Raw genomic sequence first — 16390 nt, forward strand, 5'->3', positions numbered from 1 at the left:
GTGAACAGCATGCTGTGATTTTTATAAATTGCCAAGTTCCATAATAAATTGAACAGTTTCTTTATTCATGTGTTGAGACAGCACACCTGTAATCTGATCTGTCATGGCCTTTCTTGTCATTCGTTTTACCTTTGTATTCTCAAATTTCTTTTTGTCCATCACAACTGTGTTGCTGAGTTCGACTTTTGTTGCAAAATAGGAAACGTGCTGACTAGGTACGACCAAGCCTAAAATCATTCCCGGAAGACCATTGATGGACTCTGGGCCACCACTAATAGGAATTTCATTGCAGTAATATCCAATGACATAAATGGAGTCCGGTGTAATACCATTGGCTCTCCTGCAATTGTAGCCAGCGATCTCACGGTATTCATCTGTGATTTTCCATTTGACACGTTTCATGGAATCCTGAACGATAATTTTTTCACCTACAATATCATTGTATCTCAAAAAAGATCGGTTAGACATATTTGAAAGTGTTGCTGCATCAAAGTCTAGCGCAAGCATCATAATATACTGCTTAATCTCTGCATCCAGGCTCTCGTCTTTTACCGACTCGAACAAAGTCTCCGTGGTATTGAATTTCATTGACTTCTTTAACACGGCACTTTCTGGTAATCTCGGTATTATACGCTCAAAAAACTGTTTTGAGTTATCATCGGCCTTAGCGATGAATTTTTTACTTACGATGTTCTTCATATACATCGTCTTATCGTAGGAAATAGTTCCCGATCGACCAAACAACGTATACTGTGCTTTAAGACCTAAGGCTGAACAACAGAAGAAGATAAAAAAGATATATTTTAACATTGTATTTCGCTTAATATTTTATAAAAACATTTTTGTAAAATCCCATGATAGTTTAAGCATATAATATCTGCGTATCGTATCATATCGACGTTGCGTAAAGACAGAAGTCGATGCCGAACGACTAAAGCCTTTGTTTTGGTTAAGAACATCGTTGATCATAAAATCCAACACCAACGATTCATTTTTCAGGAATTTCTTGCTTACACCCGGATGCAACAAAAACTGCTCAAACTTCTCATCAAAAGCTTTGGTGGCCGCCTCGTAGGAGTAGGTATAATTGGTATAAACCTTAAATGTTTTGTTGAAAAAATACTCCACACTTCCGTTGGAAGCGAATACAAAACCATTACTGTTGGTATTGCGTTCCAAACTTGATTTCATCAAACGATATTGTGGACTAAAGTTCAGGTCAAAATTTAAACCTGTCTTGGTATCTCTTTTGAAATTATACGTAAAATTAAAGTTCGTCGTATTTACTTTATTCAACTGGTGATTGAACATATTATAATTATCACTCATATTCACATAAAACTGTGGCGAGTTGGAAAGGCCAAGTTTTTTGCTCAGCTTGAAATAAACTCCAGACCATACGTTCAGGGAAGTATTTGTCTTACCATCAACATTATTCCAAGTATATGTATTGATTCCTTTTAGGGTATCAATATTCTGCGTAATCGGGTTCTTTTCGGTAGAAATATTACCGCCGACATAAACGTAATTCCCGGTCAAAACACGGAACGAATTATAGTTCAGATTTAATGAGTTTCTAAACGATGGTTTTAAGTTTTCATTTCCCAAATAGCGATTAATCTGGTCTGAGTTATCCAAGATCGGTTGGATCTGGCTCAAAGAAGGCAATTGATTTTTGCCGGTATAGTTCATCCATAACCCCTTAGTTTTTGTAAAGGAATAGCCTGCACTTACATTTGGATTATACGTAAAGTAACTTCTTGTAATCCCCTCGCTTGTATAGTTATTGAACTGTTTCAATTTGTCATTATTGAAATTATTAGCCACAGTGAACTTAAATTTTTCAGTTGTATGAACTATGGCCAATTTGTACCTATTGCTGCTTCTATCAAAATCATAGTTATTACTGAAACGACGATCCAATTGAGTATAATTTCCCTCTCCATCAATATTGAAAGACTCCACAATGGAACTACTATTACTTTGCTCAATTCCTGTTCCCACAACAAGGTTCCAAATTTTGGATAAGGGTTCGGTATAGGAAATTGAAGCGCTTAGCACATCACTTGTATTGTTACGTACCTTACTTTGATCTGTAGTTGAATCTGTTTTTAAGCTATAATTTCGCAGGTCGGAATTCAAATGTCCAGTACCTTTCATCTCATTTCTTTTCCATTGACCATCAAATGTAAAAGAACGTCCCTTTTTCTTGAATTTATGCGTAAAATAAGTACTAAAATTGAACTCGTTGATGTTATTTTTCACCAATTCGCGTGTATTCTCAGCAATGGTTGTATCTGATTTTTGGCCAAATTGGTAAGCTTCACGCTTGTTATCTGACCAAAGATTCTTTCTTGATGCCCCCCCTCGTATGGTTAAGAGATTTAACGAATCTAATTTCAGATCATATTTCAGATTGGCACGATGCTGGTCATTTTCAGAATCTACATTCTTCACTGATTTGTTATTGATCAAACCGGTCATAATCGTTTCATCATTTCCATCACTGCTCAATCTTCCATATTTATAGTTAATGTTGACTGTATGTTTATCTTTATCAAATTTATCCGAGAAGTTAACGCCCGAATTTATAGCCTTAGGTACACCGATAACCCCTTGCCCAGAAAAAGGATCCGTAAAATTAGACCAGCTCATCGATCCATCATCACCATAGGACACACCTGAATCACCACCATACTTTTGTGCATCCTGCCAGTTCATGCTCGTGGTACCATTATTACCGAAAAGCCCATAAACTGATATTTTCTGCGATCCCTTAAACTTGTTCAACATCAATTGCCCCATATAGTAGTCGTCGGTTCCACCGCCAAGAAGCGCTTTTCCGAACATGCCATTTTTAGAGCCTTCTTTTAGCTTTACATTGATCGTTTGCTCACGCTGACCATCATCCACTCCTGTTCGCTCTGCCTGCTCAGATTTTTTCTCGTAAACCTGAACTTTATCCACCATATCCGATCGGATATTTCGTGTCACCAGTGTCGGATCATCACCGAAAAATTCCTCACCGTCTACCAATACTTTTTTGACTGTTTTACCTTGTGCAGTAATCTTTCCAGATGCATCAACCGTGATGCCAGGCAAAGCTTTCAACAGGTCTTCAACCTTGGCATTCTTCTCAACTTTAAAACTGCCGGCATCATATTCTGTGGTATCACCTTTAATTGTAATTGGGATGCGTCCAGTAACGATGACTTCTTGTAATAATGTGGCTGTATTTGTTAGACCAATAGCCAATTTGGAGTAATCCACACCAGATTGAATCTCCGTATAAAAATCGCCATACTTGGGATAACTCACAATCAGCACGTAAGCTCCTGTATCGGGCTTGGCTAAGGAAAACAGACCATTTTCGTCAGATCTCGTAAAGCCTGTTAATATGGAATCTTTAGCGGTCAACAGCATAACTGTTGCGTCTGATAACTTTAGTTGGTCCTTTACATCACTTATTTTTCCAGCAATCTTGGATTGACCCGAAGCCAAACCAGGAATAGCAAAAATGAAAAATAAGAGAATTTGTAAAACTCTTTTCATAAAATTGTTGGATAGTAAATTAATATCAATATAACATTAGTAGATAAAGCCAATGTTTTGTTACAGTAAATTTAATTTTATTTCTTAAAAAACGGATTTTGGTTCATAGTTCCCCATTCGAGCAAAATAAGAGGTCCTTTTTACAGAAGCTCAGATCCGATGTATTCATACAAAAGATCTTCACTATGCTTGATAGTCCCTCTTCTGTTGCATATTGATCAAACGCCACAACTGAAGACAGAAAAAGCATATCAAAACAGCAAAAGATAACTGGCCACCAATCGCACTATAATTTTTAAGATCCGGGGCTATGTCTGCAACTTGAATTTTGGCCATCAGATAATTATTGAACATCATGCCACAAACAGTCCCAAGAAGAAAAAATGTAATCGCATACTTTTTATTTGACAGGGCTTTCTCTTTATCTTTCTCGAGCGCAGCGATACCGTTCATGATACGTTGTTCAAAATCGTCAAATGGCATTTCTATTTTACTCATTTGCATAACTTTTTTGAATTTTTCCTGTTCCTTATCCATAATACTCCGCTTTTTTAATTAACTGACTTAAAATGATCTGCATATTTTTACGGGCCCGGTGCAAGATCACTTTTGTATTCGCTAATGTCCAGCCCATAATTTCTTTAATTTCATCCATCGACTGTTCTTCGAGATAGAACAACCGTAATGCAACAGACTCGCGAGCGGGCAAAATAGTGAGTGCATCGTTGATCATTTCTTTTCTTTCGTGATCGATTATCTCATCCAATACGGAATCTTCATGCGACATGTCATGGTGGGATAGATCAAAATTGACCAACTCCAGTTTCTTATGACGAATGGCATTAAAAGCAACATGTACAACAATTCGGTAAAACCAGGTACTAAATTTCGATTTCCCTTTAAAGGAAGACAGCGATTGATAGCATTTTATAAATGCATCCTGAACGACATCTTCTGCCAAATGCTCTTCCTTTACAATAGAAAGAGCGACAGAAAATGCCATATCCCTATACGTTTTTATAAAATAACGATAGGATTCCACATCGCCTGATAGAACTTTTCGAATATAGATTTCATCCATTGGCGGGTTAAATATCGCGTTTTTTATCCAATCGGTTAGCAATTATCATTGCAACACCCGCAGAAATAATCAAAATTGAGACGGCAAGTGAATCTGGCAAATCAGTATTCATGTAGTTATCCAAAATTCCCACAATGAATAATCCTATTCCTATACCAAGCACCAAAATCCCAGGCTTTTGCCAATCTAGTGACTCTCTTTTCTTATTTTCACCCGGAATCTGTACAGCCATACTCCGATACCGCATAATAAAATAAACACACAAGGTGATACATGTAAATAGTCCGATTCCTAAAATGGCTCCTACTGATTGCTTTTCCATAATTATTTGAATTAGTTTTTACATTAGTCACAGCCATTCCTGAAAAGGTTACAACAAATTGAGTTAAATGTCTCGATTTGTGTAAATTTGTTTCAAACACAAACAATATGCAAAACATTAAAGAATATGTAGAAGCAAACAAGCAACGTTTTTTGGATGAGTTGTTTGATTTATTGCGTTTACCATCAGTAAGTGCCGATCTTAAATTTAAAGGAGATGTTGAAAAGACTGCTGAATTTGTTGCTCAGAAATTGCGTGAAGCCGGAGCCGACAATGTAGAAGTTTGTCCTACCGCTGGTAATCCAATCGTTTATGGAGAAAAAATTATCGATCCGGCACTTCCTACAGTGTTGACATATGGTCATTATGACGTACAACCTGCTGATCCATACGAATTGTGGGATACCCCTCCTTTCGAACCGACGGTCCGTGATGGCAAAATTTATGCACGTGGTTCTGCCGATGATAAAGGTCAGTTTTATATGCATGTAAAAGCCTTCGAATACATGATTAAAAATGATGCATTAGCATGCAACATCAAATTTATGATTGAAGGTGAAGAGGAAGTGGGCTCAGTCAATTTGGGTACATTTGTTAAAGAAAATACTGAAAGACTGAAAGCTGATGTTATTGTTATTTCTGACACATCGATGATCAGCATGGCTCAACCATCGTTAGAAACTGGCTTACGTGGACTTTCTTATGTTGAAGTTGAAGTTACGGGGCCTAATAGAGATTTACACTCCGGCGTATATGGTGGAGCAGTAGCCAATCCGGCGACGATATTAGCAAAACTGATTGCATCATTACATGACGAAAACAATCATATCGCTATCCCTGGATTTTATGATGATGTTGTCGAATTGACTGCTGAAGAACGTAAAGCATTAAATGAAGCACCTTTTGATATTGAAGAATACAAAACAGACCTGGGCATCCAAAATATCTGGGGGGAAAAAGGATTCACGACATTAGAACGCACCGGTATTCGCCCAACCTTGGAAGTAAATGGTATATGGGGTGGTTATATCGGTGAAGGCGCCAAAACGGTATTACCTTCAAAAGCGAATGCAAAAATTTCAATGCGTCTTGTACCAAACCAAAACTCTCACCGTATTACGGAGCTTTTCAAAAAACATTTTGAATCTATTGCACCAGATTATGTGAAAGTAGAAGTTAAACCTCATCATGGTGGTGAACCTGTCGTCACACCGACCGACAGTGTTGCTTACAAAGCAGCAGAAAAAGCCCTCCATGACACCTTTGGTGTTAAGCCTATCCCAACGCGTGGTGGTGGTTCAATCCCAATCGTCGCTCTTTTTGAAGAAGTATTGGGTTTAAAGACTGTACTTCTAGGCTTCGGTCTGGATAGTGACAACCTACACTCTCCAAATGAAAAGTATGGTATTGAGAATTACCTTATGGGAATATCAACAATTCCTTTATTTCATAAATATTACGCGGAACTAAGCAAATAATTTAGTTTTTCATTAGATAAAGGGTTATTTTTAAATTTTAGAAATAACCCTTTATCGTTTTATGGATTTTGATTTTCGTTTAATTGTATTTTACACTGCGGCTCAGCACCTTAATTTCACCAAAACGGCCTCGGCCCTTTTCATCTCACAACCAGCCGTAAGCAAAAACATCCAAGAACTAGAAAAGAAACTTGGCGTACCACTCTTCGAAAGAAAGGGCAACAATCTTAATTTAACTGATTCAGGTCAGATTCTCTATAAATATGCCCAACAGATTATCAATCTATATAATCAGGCGGGTCAAGAAATACAGGAATTGCAGGAAGGGCGAAAAGGAAATCTCGTTTTAGGAGCCAGTACAACCATCTCCCAATATGTTTTACCCGCTCTACTTGCCGATTTTCTATCCCAATATCCCAACAACCGTATCCAGTCTTTTCAATCCAATAGCCGCAGTATTGAGGAGCAGCTTGTCGACAAAACATTGGATTTAGGTATCACCGAGGGGTCTACCGACAACCGGGCGCTGAAATACATTCCTTTTATGAAGGATGAGTTAGTTTTGGTCACAAATAGCCAAAACCCACTATTAGCTCAATTAAAAAATCCAATACTATCCGATATCACGCGCTTACCTTTGGTACTACGTGAGCAGGGATCGGGTACACGAACAATTATTGAGAATGCACTAAAAGATAACAGCATTAATCTATCCGAAGTACAGATAGAAATGATCTTGCCTTCAACAGAGAGTATCAAAGGCTACCTTGCACGTCGCAACAGCTTTGCTTTTTTATCTATTCATACGGTGCAAAAAGAAGTGTTAAATAATCTATTGACCATTGTTGATATTCCACAATTGACAATAGAACGTTATTTCTATTTTACCCATTTATATGGAGGACTTGCCGGTACGCCCAACCAGTTTCTGCAATTCTGTCTGCGGCAAAACTTCAAGTTATAACCAAATGTTATATCTCATAAACAAACTTCGTTTTAATTCCAGATTTGAGGCGGCTAGATTTGTACAAATGAATTAGCGTAATGGAATATAAAAAACTAACAGATTATTTAAAGGCACTCAGCTGGATCATTGTAGCATTGGTTATTACATGTACGACCTTATGTGTATTTCCACTAAAACATGAGGAAAACAAAAAGCAAACAGATTCTCTTGAAATGCGCAACGACTCGCTTATTACGCACGTTTCGCAATTTAAGGAAATCTCATTCAAAGATAATCCCGAAGGTGAAATGGCCAGTTATGGTGAAAAGCTAATCAAAAATACATACGATTATTTCTATGATGGGGAGGTCAAAATCGGCAACAAGCTTGCCTGTAGCAGCTGCCATCTCAATGGAGGCACAAAGGCTTTTGCTGCTCCCTACGTCGGGCTCACCAATGTCTTTCCAACCTATATTGGACGAGAAAATAAGGTTGAATCACTTGAAGAGCGCATCAATGGTTGTTTTGAGAGAAGCATGAACGGCCGAGCCATTCCTGAAAATAGCAAGGAAATGAGAGCCATTATCACCTATATTAAAAACATCAGCATAAATACAGTTAATAAAGGTCGGTTGGCAGGCCAAGGATTTATAAAAATGGATATTCCCAACCGTTCGGCGGACTTGAAACATGGTCAATTGGTCTTTGAGAACAAATGTACAAGTTGTCATGGAAAAGATGGTCAGGGGCTACTACAAACAGCGGGAAAAGGATATCAATATCCACCCTTATGGGGAAAAGACAGCTACAATGACGGCGCTGGAATGGCACGATTACTGACCGCCACACGTTTTATCAAAGCTAATATGCCTTTGGGCGCAACTTATGATTCACCTCAATTGAAAGACGACGAGGCCTATGATGTCGCAGCATACATCAATTCTTTCGATAGACCTCAAAAAACAAACAAGCAATTGGACTATCCTAATCTAAGCAAAAAACCCAAAGATAGCCCCTATCCACCTTATGCCGATAACGTTAGTATAGAACAACATAAACTCGGACCTTTTAATTTTTAAACATAAATACCCCATTAAATCAATAATAAATATGAAAAAACAATTTACAATCGCTTGCATTTTAGTAGCGATAACGACTATTCAAGCGAAAGCACAGGACAATAAATTGTTGCTCAATAACCATCAATACAGCGGTGCTGTTGCTAAGAAAAAAGCGTATAAAGCCATCTATCAGCTGGACAGCAATGATCCAAAAACAATTGAAAAAGCAATCCGTAATATTAACAATGTCTTGAAAGACCCACGGTTAAAAGGACACTTACAGGTTGAGTTGGTTGCATTTTCCGGTGGTACCGAAGCTTACCTAAAAAAGAACAGCCAATACGAGAAACCTTTGAAAGACCTCGTCGAGAAAGGCGTTATCGTAGCGCAATGCCTGAATACGTTGGAAGAGAAACATATTGCCAAAGAAGAACTATTTGATTTTATAGGCTATGTTCCTAGCGGAAATGGTGAATTAATCTTAAGAGCAAATGAAGGTTGGGTTATCGTTAAACCATAAGTATAATGAAGAATTTTCTACTGCTTGGTCTAACAATAGCATTATTGGGAGCCCAGGAAATTAAGGCACAAGAACATCGTTTTGACCCACCCTGGAATAATCCACCAGAATCGGCTCTAAATTTTACGGTACCCGGGATAGACAATATTCCAGATTTATATGGTGATATCGAGAATCCGCAGCTTACCGTTTTTTTCGCGGGCAATCAATTTATGGTTGTCGATGATCTACTTGCATCATTCAAAAAAGAATACCCACAATACGAACGTATTTTTGTTGAAACCCTGCCGCCAGGCATTTTAGCTAAACAGATTAAAGGCGGATCAATCACGATAGGCAATCTACGCATTACGCATAAGCCCGATATTTACACAGCGAGTAAACGAGCGATCAACGAGATGGCAGATTACTTCAGTCATACACAGGTTTATTGCTACAACAATATCTGTTTGATGATTCCAAAAGGAAATCCAGGTAATATCAGAACATTGAATGATCTGGGGAATGACAAAGTTCGTATCAGCATGCCTAATCCCCAATGGGAAGGAATTGGGGAGCAAATCAAAGCATCCTATAGAAAAGCCGGGGGCGAACAACTCGTCAAGAAAATCATGGATGATAAGGTCAAAGATGGCAGCACTTATCTGACCAAGATCCACCATAGGGAGAGCCCCATGCGTATATTGTATGGACAGGCAGACGCAGCTCCGGTTTGGGCTTCTGAAGTCGTTTACCAAAAACTAATTGGCCATCCAGTTGAAGGGATCACCATTCCTGATGCACAAAATACAACTGCAACTTACGTTGCTGCAAAGCTTAAAAACGCACCCCATGCGCAGGCTGCAGATGACTTTTTAAAATTCATGGACTCGCCAACAGCCAAGAATATTTACAAGAAATATGGTTTCACAGTAGACTAAAAAAGAAAATGGATAATTAATTATCCATTTTCTTTCTTTACTTTAGGTCAAAATTAGTTGACTTGTATGATCCTATTGCTCAAAAAACTCCATCGGTATTGGTATTTTATCAGCGTTCTACTTGTTTTTCTTCTGTTTTTCCCTTATATCTATTTTTTAGCACGGCGTCCCGAAAAAAACTATGCTAGAATCGCCCGTATGCGACGCTGGGTATCAGTTGGTGGTTCGGCCCTAGCTGGTGTATTTTTTAAGGTGAGCTATGAATCAAAAATAGATTGGAACCGTTCCATGGTATTGTGTCCCAATCATACTTCGGTCTTGGATATAACAGCCCTCACCTATTTGTGCCCAGCTCCTTTTTCATTTATCGGAAAAGCTTCATTGCTTAAAAATCCGGTTACACGTATTTTTTTCAAAACAATAGATATCCCGGTCACAAGAAGAAGTAAAGTCTCTTCTTTCAAGGCCTTCCAACGTGCCAATGAACTCGTCCGAAATGGCACAAGTGTCGTTATCTTTCCAGAAGGAAAAATCGATGATGGTTTCCCTCCACAGATTCACGCATTTAAATCCGGAGCCTTTCGAATCGCTATTCAGAATGACGTTCCCACAGTACCCATTATCATAGAAAATGCCTGGGATATCTTTTTCGATGACGGCTCGAAAAGAGGATCTCGGCCGGGAATAGTTAAAATACATGTATTCAACCCGATAGAGACTAAAGATTTTAACGATGATAATGCATCAGAACTAGAAAAAGTTGTATATGACAAAATGCATTCCTATTGGATTATGAAGAATAAATCGTATTTTCATAACCTAGAGAACCTCCAAAAAATATGTCAGGAAAGATCTTAATCGAAATCAAGGATATTGCTAGAGAATACCAAATTGGTGCGGAAACAATTCATGCCTTAAGCTCCGTTACACTCAACATCCATAAAGGAGAATTTGTTGCCTTAATGGGGCCATCAGGATCAGGCAAATCCACGTTAATGAACATTCTCGGTTGCTTGGATACACCAAGCCGAGGAGAATACATCCTCAATGGGATTAATGTGAGTGACATGACTGACGATGAACTCGCCGAAGTAAGGAACAAAGAAATTGGGTTTGTCTTTCAAACTTTTAACCTATTACCAAAGAATACAGCACTTGAAAATGTTGCACTTCCCCTAATTTACGCGGGCTATAATAAAGTTAAACGAGAGGAAAAAGCCACTGCAGCGTTGGAAAGTGTCGGCTTAGGGCATCGTATGGATCATAGACCTAACGAACTCTCGGGAGGACAACGACAACGCGTTGCTGTTGCAAGAGCATTGATCAACGATCCTTCCATTATACTTGCCGATGAGCCAACAGGAAACCTTGACACCAAAACGTCCATTGAAATTATGGGCCTACTGGAAGAAATTCACTCCAAGGGCAATACCATTATTCTAGTGACACATGAAGAGGATATCGCATTACATGCACACCGTATTGTACGCATGCGAGATGGCTTGATCGAAAATGATTATCCAAACCCTGAAATCAAATCAGTGTCACCAAGACTTGATGCGTTAAACGAAAAGGGGAGTGATTTTGAGAATATCTAAAAATATTATAACTCTAAAAATCAATAACTTACATTAATACAGCAAAAATAACACGTGATTTACTTGCTTAAGTTAAATTAAATCATAGTTTTGCGAAAATAGAGAACTTAAATTGTTTTTATATGTATTGGACATTAGAATTAGCTTCGCATCTAGAAGATGCACCATGGCCAGCAACAAAAGATGAATTAATCGATTACGCTATTCGTTCGGGTGCACCTGTTGAGGTGATTGAAAACTTACAATCTCTTGAGGACGATGGTGAGCCATATGAAAATATCGAAGAAATTTGGCCCGACTATCCAACAAAAGACGATTTCTTCTTCAATGAAGATGAATACTAAAAAATAAAAAACGCCTTTATTCAAAGGCGTTTTTTATTGAAGGCATCGCCCTCTTTTCGGAGACAACTCGATACGGATTATACCGATTAGCTCCCGAAGGTTTTTATTCCCTAGTTTTAATCTATTTTGATGAAGCTAAGTCTTACAGATATGAAGATAAAATTAAAGCTATTGTTGTTTATGTTTATTGGCTGTATAGTCAGCCAAAGCCTATTTGCTCAGGAACAACAAACTTCCAATGAATATATTGTTGTTTTAAAAAGGTTTGTTCAACGTTTACATGATCCGAATCTAGCTACTGATATTATGCTAAGTCAAGATCTAATAACATCAAAAAAACTGGATGAAGATTTACAGGAATACCTATTGGCAAGCATCGATGAAATCAGGATAAATGTACAGAGCAAGGATATCAACCAACTGGAATATCTTAGCTTTGCTCAAGCAGGAAGAAAAGAAACAAGTGATATCGATCTCGAAGGTATTGATCCACAACAAGTCTACTTTGTCAAATACCTCAAGCGTTTTGTATTTGCGGCAGTCATTCGTGATAGAAAAATTGCTTCTTTTACATTAGTCTCCAAAGGTAATAATAAGGCCCATTTTGTATTCTATTAGTTTTCATCGCCCCTATTTTATCAGACGCCGGCTCTTAGAATCCTTAAATATCACGCTTAGTCTTACATAAATGCACGCTCATCAGGTTTTATTTTACAGTATATTTATGAGCAATATTAAGCCAATGATGCTTTCTTAAAAATTTTTCAATAAAAACACTTGCATTTTATAATTCTATCAACCATATTTGTATTAATAAAAATAACAATGATAACAACTGTATCAAATAAAGCTTGGTGGTGGCACAACGAATAACGTTGTGGCAAACTCCTATTGCATTATTTGATTGATACGTCAAGATATGATGGGCTTGCCTAAATAAGGTAAGCCCTTTTTTTATTTAAATTACCATGAAAGAAATTTTAGCGCATTTATTTGAATACAAGACATTTTCTCGGCAAGAGGCCTACGAGATTCTAACCAACATTGCCATGGGCAAATATGACAGTCACCAAATTGCGGCATTTATGACGGCTTATGGTATGCGCAGTATTCGCGTTGAAGAGCTTGGAGGGTTTAGAGATGCGATGTATGATTTATGCCTCAAGCTGGATTTTAACGGTTATGATTTAATTGACCTTTGCGGTACAGGTGGGGATGGTAAAAATACCTTCAATATCTCGACAATAGCATCTTTTATCACTGCTGGGGCTGGTTACCATGTCGCAAAACACGGTAATATCGGGGTATCTTCGAGCTGTGGTTCATCCAATGTCATGGAATATTTAGGCTATCAATTCAGCAACGATAAGTCTGAACTACAACGCCAGCTTGATGAAGCCAATATCTGTTTCCTACATGCACCATTGTTTCACCCTGCCATGAAAACCGTTGCTCCGATACGTCGTGCATTGGGTGTTAAGACTTTCTTTAACATGCTGGGACCATTGACAAATCCTTCCAATCCTAGATTTCAGTCTGTTGGTGTATTTAGTTTAGAATTAGCAAGACTGTACGGTTACCTATACCAAAATACCAACAAACAATATTCCATTATTCATGCTTTGGACGGTTACGATGAGATATCCATGACCGGTGATTTTAAGGTAATCAACAACCAAGGAGAGAATTACTACAACATGGAAGAGCTTGGTTTTACCCCAGTCTCAGCTCAGGAGTTAACGGGAGGTGAAACTATAGCAGATGCCGCCCAGACATTCTTATCTATATTGAACAATCAGGGTACAGATGTGCAGAACAATGTTGTTTTGACCAATGCCGCATTTGCAATTAAGACCTTTAATCCCGAAAAATCTTTTGGCGACTGTTTTTATGAAGCTGAAAGTTCATTAATGGGAGGTAAAGCTTTGCGCAGTTTCCAAAAACTAATCAAAAAATAAAATGGCGATCAAAGTAAAAGTTTGTGGCATGAAATATCCCGACAATATAACCGCTGTAGCCTCATTGGGCATCGATTATATGGGATTTATATTTTATGATCAATCCAAACGTTATGTTGGTCAAAGCTCCTCCTCATACATTAAGGATCTTGACAGCCTAAGTAAGGTCGGAGTTTTCGTCAATGCCAGCCTTTCAGAAATTCTAGATAAAATAACTGAATTCCAACTAAATGCAATTCAACTGCATGGAAATGAATCTGCAGAATTCTGTCTTGAATTGAAAGAAAAATCAGCAATTACCCTCGTAAAAGCCTTCGGAATCGATCAAAACTTTGACTGGATACAGCTGGATCCTTACGCTAAAATTGTGGACTACTTTTTATTTGATACCAAAAGTAGTTACTATGGTGGTACAGGAGTACAATTTGACTGGTCCCTATTGGACCAATACAAACTTACTACCCCCTATTTTCTCAGCGGCGGTTTAGATCCCGAAAATATCAAAACAGCGCTAGAAAGAAATGATCCACGGCTATATGCACTGGATTTAAATTCAAAATTTGAAGTAGAACCCGGCTTAAAAGATATTGAGCTATTAAGTCACAGTATAAATACTATTAAAAAATGAGTATATATCAAGTCAATGAAAAAGGATATTATGGTCCCTTTGGAGGAGCCTATATCCCTGAGATGCTCTATCCAAATGTGAAAGAGCTACGTGAAGAATATCTCAAAATTATCGAAGAAGAGAGCTTTCAGGAGGAATTTAACCAACTGCTCAGCGATTATGTCGGACGCCCTTCTCCATTATATCATGCCAAGCGTCTTTCTGAAAAATATGGAACTACGATTTACTTAAAACGGGAGGATCTTAACCATACCGGAGCGCATAAAATCAACAATACCATTGGCCAAATTCTATTGGCGGAACGCTTGGGTAAAAAGCGCATCATTGCCGAGACAGGCGCAGGACAGCATGGCGTTGCCACAGCTACCGTTTGTGCGCTGAAAGGTATACAATGTGCGGTGTACATGGGAGAAGTTGATATTCAACGTCAAGCTCCAAATGTAGCACGGATGAAAATGATGGGTGCCGAAGTTATTCCCGCAACATCGGGCTCCAAAACGCTAAAAGATGCGACCAATGAAGCTTTGCGAGATTGGATCAACAATCCTGTCGACACCCATTATATCATTGGGTCTGTTGTGGGACCACACCCTTATCCCGATATGGTTGCTCGCTTTCAGTCTATTATTTCTGAAGAAACGAAAAAACAACTATTAGCAAAAACAGGAAGAGAAAATCCAGATATAGTATTGGCTTGTGTCGGTGGAGGCTCCAATGCGGCAGGTATGTTCTATCATTACCTCGATGAAGAATCGGTTCAATTATATGCAGTAGAGGCAGCTGGCCACGGTGTTGATTCAGGCGAATCCGCTGCTACAACAGCATTAGGAAAAGAGGGCGTTTTACATGGAAGCCGATCTATACTGATGCAAACAGCGGATGGCCAGGTCATAGAACCTTACTCCATATCCGCAGGACTCGATTACCCCGGTATTGGCCCTCAACACGCTTGGTTATTCAAATCCGGTAGAGGGAACTATGTCAGTGTGACTGACGACGAAGCGATGCATGCAGGTCTTGAGCTTACCCGACTAGAAGGTATCATACCGGCTATTGAGAGTTCTCATGCCCTGGCTTATTTGGGAAAAATACCTTTTAAAGGTGATGAGACTGTCGTTGTCTGTCTTTCTGGACGTGGTGACAAGGATCTAGATAATTATATGAAATACTTTGATTTTTAAGGCATGAATACAATTGAAAAAAAAGAAGGTACTCCCCTTTTATCGATATATTTTACAGCTGGATATCCAACATTGGACAGCACAATAAGTATTGCCAAGAAATTGGAAGAAGCTGGCGCGGACTTTTTGGAAATCGGTTTTCCTTACTCCGACCCAGTGGCAGATGGGCCTGTCATTCAGCACAGTTCAGAAGTCTCTTTGGCAAATGGCATGACCGTAAAAAAGTTGTTCGATCAATTGATTGACCTCCGTAAACATGTTAGCATTCCCGTATTTTTGATGGGCTACTTTAACCCTGTGCTCCAATTTGGTGTTGAAAGATTCTGTGAAGAATGTAAAAATGTAGGTGTAAACGGTGTCATTATACCTGACCTACCCATGGATGAATACGAAGAACTTTACAAAGAGACGTTCGAGAAAAATGGGATTGCAAATATATTCATTGTAACACCGCAGACTTCTGAAGAACGAATCAGAAAAATAGACAGCCTTTCCAGGAGCTTTATTTATTTACTTTCTTCCAATGCAACGACGGGTAAAACACTTGATGTTGGAGACGATACAGCTGCTTACTTCAAGCGGATACATGATCTCCAATTAAAAAACCCATTGATCGTTGGTTTCGGTATCTCCGATAAACCTACCTTTCAAAAAGCAAGTAAGCATACGGCGGGTGCCATTATAGGTACAGCATTTGTCAAACGGCTAAAAGAACCGGATTATCTTACACAGATTCCAGCATTTATCGCGTCTATCAAAGCTTAATATGTCGGCTAGAAATTAGCAAAGCGTTAATTTTTT

Annotated in this window: 18 protein-coding genes; 13 read left to right on the forward strand and 5 right to left on the reverse strand. The window is 38.6% G+C overall.

What is annotated here, in order from left to right:
- Positions 1–21: 21 nt before the first annotated feature.
- From GVK91_RS17445 to GVK91_RS17465, 5 genes are all read right to left on the reverse strand, one after another.
- On the reverse strand, positions 22–810 hold the full coding sequence (locus GVK91_RS17445) for a GLPGLI family protein (protein ID WP_153845992.1): 789 nt from the start codon (positions 808–810) through the stop codon (positions 22–24).
- Between the two features lie 18 nt (positions 811–828).
- The gene (locus tag GVK91_RS17450; protein WP_153845993.1) at positions 829–3552 is read right to left on the reverse strand and encodes an outer membrane beta-barrel protein; all 2724 of its coding nucleotides are present in this window, start codon (positions 3550–3552) and stop codon (positions 829–831) included.
- Between the two features lie 183 nt (positions 3553–3735).
- Complete coding sequence (locus GVK91_RS17455; protein ID WP_182983273.1) at positions 3736–4050, reverse strand: hypothetical protein; 315 nt, start codon at positions 4048–4050, stop codon at positions 3736–3738.
- Positions 4051–4081: 31 nt separating this feature from the next.
- On the reverse strand, positions 4082–4633 hold the full coding sequence (locus GVK91_RS17460; protein ID WP_159730492.1) for an RNA polymerase sigma factor: 552 nt from the start codon (positions 4631–4633) through the stop codon (positions 4082–4084).
- Between the two features lie 7 nt (positions 4634–4640).
- On the reverse strand, positions 4641–4955 hold the full coding sequence (locus GVK91_RS17465; protein WP_153845996.1) for a hypothetical protein: 315 nt from the start codon (positions 4953–4955) through the stop codon (positions 4641–4643).
- 107 nt (positions 4956–5062) lie between these two features.
- On the opposite strand from GVK91_RS17465, the gene GVK91_RS17470 reads away from it, so the two are divergent.
- The 13 genes from GVK91_RS17470 (at position 5063) to trpA (ending at position 16354) form a co-directional block, all read left to right on the forward strand.
- A complete protein-coding gene (locus GVK91_RS17470; RefSeq protein ID WP_153845997.1) occupies positions 5063–6433 on the forward strand; it encodes a dipeptidase in 1371 nt (456 codons plus the stop codon).
- Positions 6434–6494: 61 nt separating this feature from the next.
- Positions 6495–7397, forward strand: a complete 903-nt coding sequence (locus tag GVK91_RS17475; protein ID WP_153845998.1) for a LysR family transcriptional regulator — start codon at positions 6495–6497, stop codon at positions 7395–7397.
- An 80-nt stretch (positions 7398–7477) separates the two neighbouring features.
- The gene (locus GVK91_RS17480; protein ID WP_153845999.1) at positions 7478–8458 is read left to right on the forward strand and encodes a c-type cytochrome; all 981 of its coding nucleotides are present in this window, start codon (positions 7478–7480) and stop codon (positions 8456–8458) included.
- A 31-nt stretch (positions 8459–8489) separates the two neighbouring features.
- Positions 8490–8960 (forward strand): DsrE family protein, encoded by a 471-nt coding sequence (locus GVK91_RS17485; protein WP_153846000.1) that lies wholly within the window; start codon positions 8490–8492, stop codon positions 8958–8960.
- Positions 8961–8965: 5 nt separating this feature from the next.
- Complete coding sequence (locus GVK91_RS17490; RefSeq protein WP_153846001.1) at positions 8966–9880, forward strand: substrate-binding domain-containing protein; 915 nt, start codon at positions 8966–8968, stop codon at positions 9878–9880.
- Between the two features lie 66 nt (positions 9881–9946).
- Positions 9947–10738, forward strand: coding sequence for a 1-acyl-sn-glycerol-3-phosphate acyltransferase (locus tag GVK91_RS17495; protein ID WP_159730494.1), 792 nt, complete (start codon positions 9947–9949; stop codon positions 10736–10738).
- On the forward strand, positions 10720–11478 hold the full coding sequence (locus GVK91_RS17500; protein ID WP_153846002.1) for an ABC transporter ATP-binding protein: 759 nt from the start codon (positions 10720–10722) through the stop codon (positions 11476–11478). The genes GVK91_RS17495 and GVK91_RS17500 overlap by 19 nt, the downstream gene beginning before the upstream one ends.
- A gap of 122 nt (positions 11479–11600) precedes the next feature.
- Positions 11601–11822 carry a DUF2795 domain-containing protein gene (locus GVK91_RS17505; RefSeq protein WP_028072584.1) on the forward strand — a complete coding sequence of 74 codons (222 nt, stop codon included), beginning with the start codon at positions 11601–11603 and terminating at the stop codon, positions 11820–11822.
- A gap of 150 nt (positions 11823–11972) precedes the next feature.
- Positions 11973–12440, forward strand: a complete 468-nt coding sequence (locus GVK91_RS17510; protein WP_153846003.1) for a hypothetical protein — start codon at positions 11973–11975, stop codon at positions 12438–12440.
- A 350-nt stretch (positions 12441–12790) separates the two neighbouring features.
- Positions 12791–13780, forward strand: coding sequence for an anthranilate phosphoribosyltransferase (trpD, locus tag GVK91_RS17515; protein WP_153846004.1), 990 nt, complete (start codon positions 12791–12793; stop codon positions 13778–13780).
- A gap of 1 nt (position 13781) precedes the next feature.
- A complete protein-coding gene (locus tag GVK91_RS17520) occupies positions 13782–14408 on the forward strand; it encodes a phosphoribosylanthranilate isomerase (protein ID WP_153846005.1) in 627 nt (208 codons plus the stop codon).
- Complete coding sequence (gene trpB, locus GVK91_RS17525; RefSeq protein WP_159730496.1) at positions 14405–15589, forward strand: tryptophan synthase subunit beta; 1185 nt, start codon at positions 14405–14407, stop codon at positions 15587–15589. Before GVK91_RS17520 ends, trpB begins: the two co-directional genes overlap by 4 nt.
- Before the next feature lie 3 nt (positions 15590–15592).
- Positions 15593–16354, forward strand: coding sequence for a tryptophan synthase subunit alpha (trpA, locus tag GVK91_RS17530; protein WP_159730498.1), 762 nt, complete (start codon positions 15593–15595; stop codon positions 16352–16354).
- The last annotated feature ends 36 nt before the right edge of the window (positions 16355–16390 follow it).

The sequence above is a fragment of the Sphingobacterium sp. 18053 genome (assembly GCF_902706145.1).
GTDB lineage: Bacteria > Bacteroidota > Bacteroidia > Sphingobacteriales > Sphingobacteriaceae > Sphingobacterium > Sphingobacterium paramultivorum.

Coding starts and splice junctions, on each gene's coding strand:
- GVK91_RS17490 (WP_153846001.1), top strand. CDS start 8,966: ATGAAGAATTTTCTACTGCTTGGTCTAACAATAGCATTATTGGGAGCC.
- GVK91_RS17465 (WP_153845996.1), bottom strand. CDS start 4,955: ATGGAAAAGCAATCAGTAGGAGCCATTTTAGGAATCGGACTATTTACA.
- GVK91_RS17475 (WP_153845998.1), top strand. CDS start 6,495: ATGGATTTTGATTTTCGTTTAATTGTATTTTACACTGCGGCTCAGCAC.
- GVK91_RS17485 (WP_153846000.1), top strand. CDS start 8,490: ATGAAAAAACAATTTACAATCGCTTGCATTTTAGTAGCGATAACGACT.
- GVK91_RS17460 (WP_159730492.1), bottom strand. CDS start 4,633: ATGGATGAAATCTATATTCGAAAAGTTCTATCAGGCGATGTGGAATCC.
- GVK91_RS17505 (WP_028072584.1), top strand. CDS start 11,601: ATGTATTGGACATTAGAATTAGCTTCGCATCTAGAAGATGCACCATGG.
- trpA (WP_159730498.1), top strand. CDS start 15,593: ATGAATACAATTGAAAAAAAAGAAGGTACTCCCCTTTTATCGATATAT.
- trpB (WP_159730496.1), top strand. CDS start 14,405: ATGAGTATATATCAAGTCAATGAAAAAGGATATTATGGTCCCTTTGGA.
- GVK91_RS17470 (WP_153845997.1), top strand. CDS start 5,063: ATGCAAAACATTAAAGAATATGTAGAAGCAAACAAGCAACGTTTTTTG.
- GVK91_RS17480 (WP_153845999.1), top strand. CDS start 7,478: ATGGAATATAAAAAACTAACAGATTATTTAAAGGCACTCAGCTGGATC.
- GVK91_RS17445 (WP_153845992.1), bottom strand. CDS start 810: ATGTTAAAATATATCTTTTTTATCTTCTTCTGTTGTTCAGCCTTAGGT.
- GVK91_RS17455 (WP_182983273.1), bottom strand. CDS start 4,050: ATGAGTAAAATAGAAATGCCATTTGACGATTTTGAACAACGTATCATG.
- GVK91_RS17510 (WP_153846003.1), top strand. CDS start 11,973: ATGAAGATAAAATTAAAGCTATTGTTGTTTATGTTTATTGGCTGTATA.
- GVK91_RS17500 (WP_153846002.1), top strand. CDS start 10,720: ATGTCAGGAAAGATCTTAATCGAAATCAAGGATATTGCTAGAGAATAC.
- GVK91_RS17520 (WP_153846005.1), top strand. CDS start 13,782: ATGGCGATCAAAGTAAAAGTTTGTGGCATGAAATATCCCGACAATATA.
- GVK91_RS17450 (WP_153845993.1), bottom strand. CDS start 3,552: ATGAAAAGAGTTTTACAAATTCTCTTATTTTTCATTTTTGCTATTCCT.
- trpD (WP_153846004.1), top strand. CDS start 12,791: ATGAAAGAAATTTTAGCGCATTTATTTGAATACAAGACATTTTCTCGG.
- GVK91_RS17495 (WP_159730494.1), top strand. CDS start 9,947: ATGATCCTATTGCTCAAAAAACTCCATCGGTATTGGTATTTTATCAGC.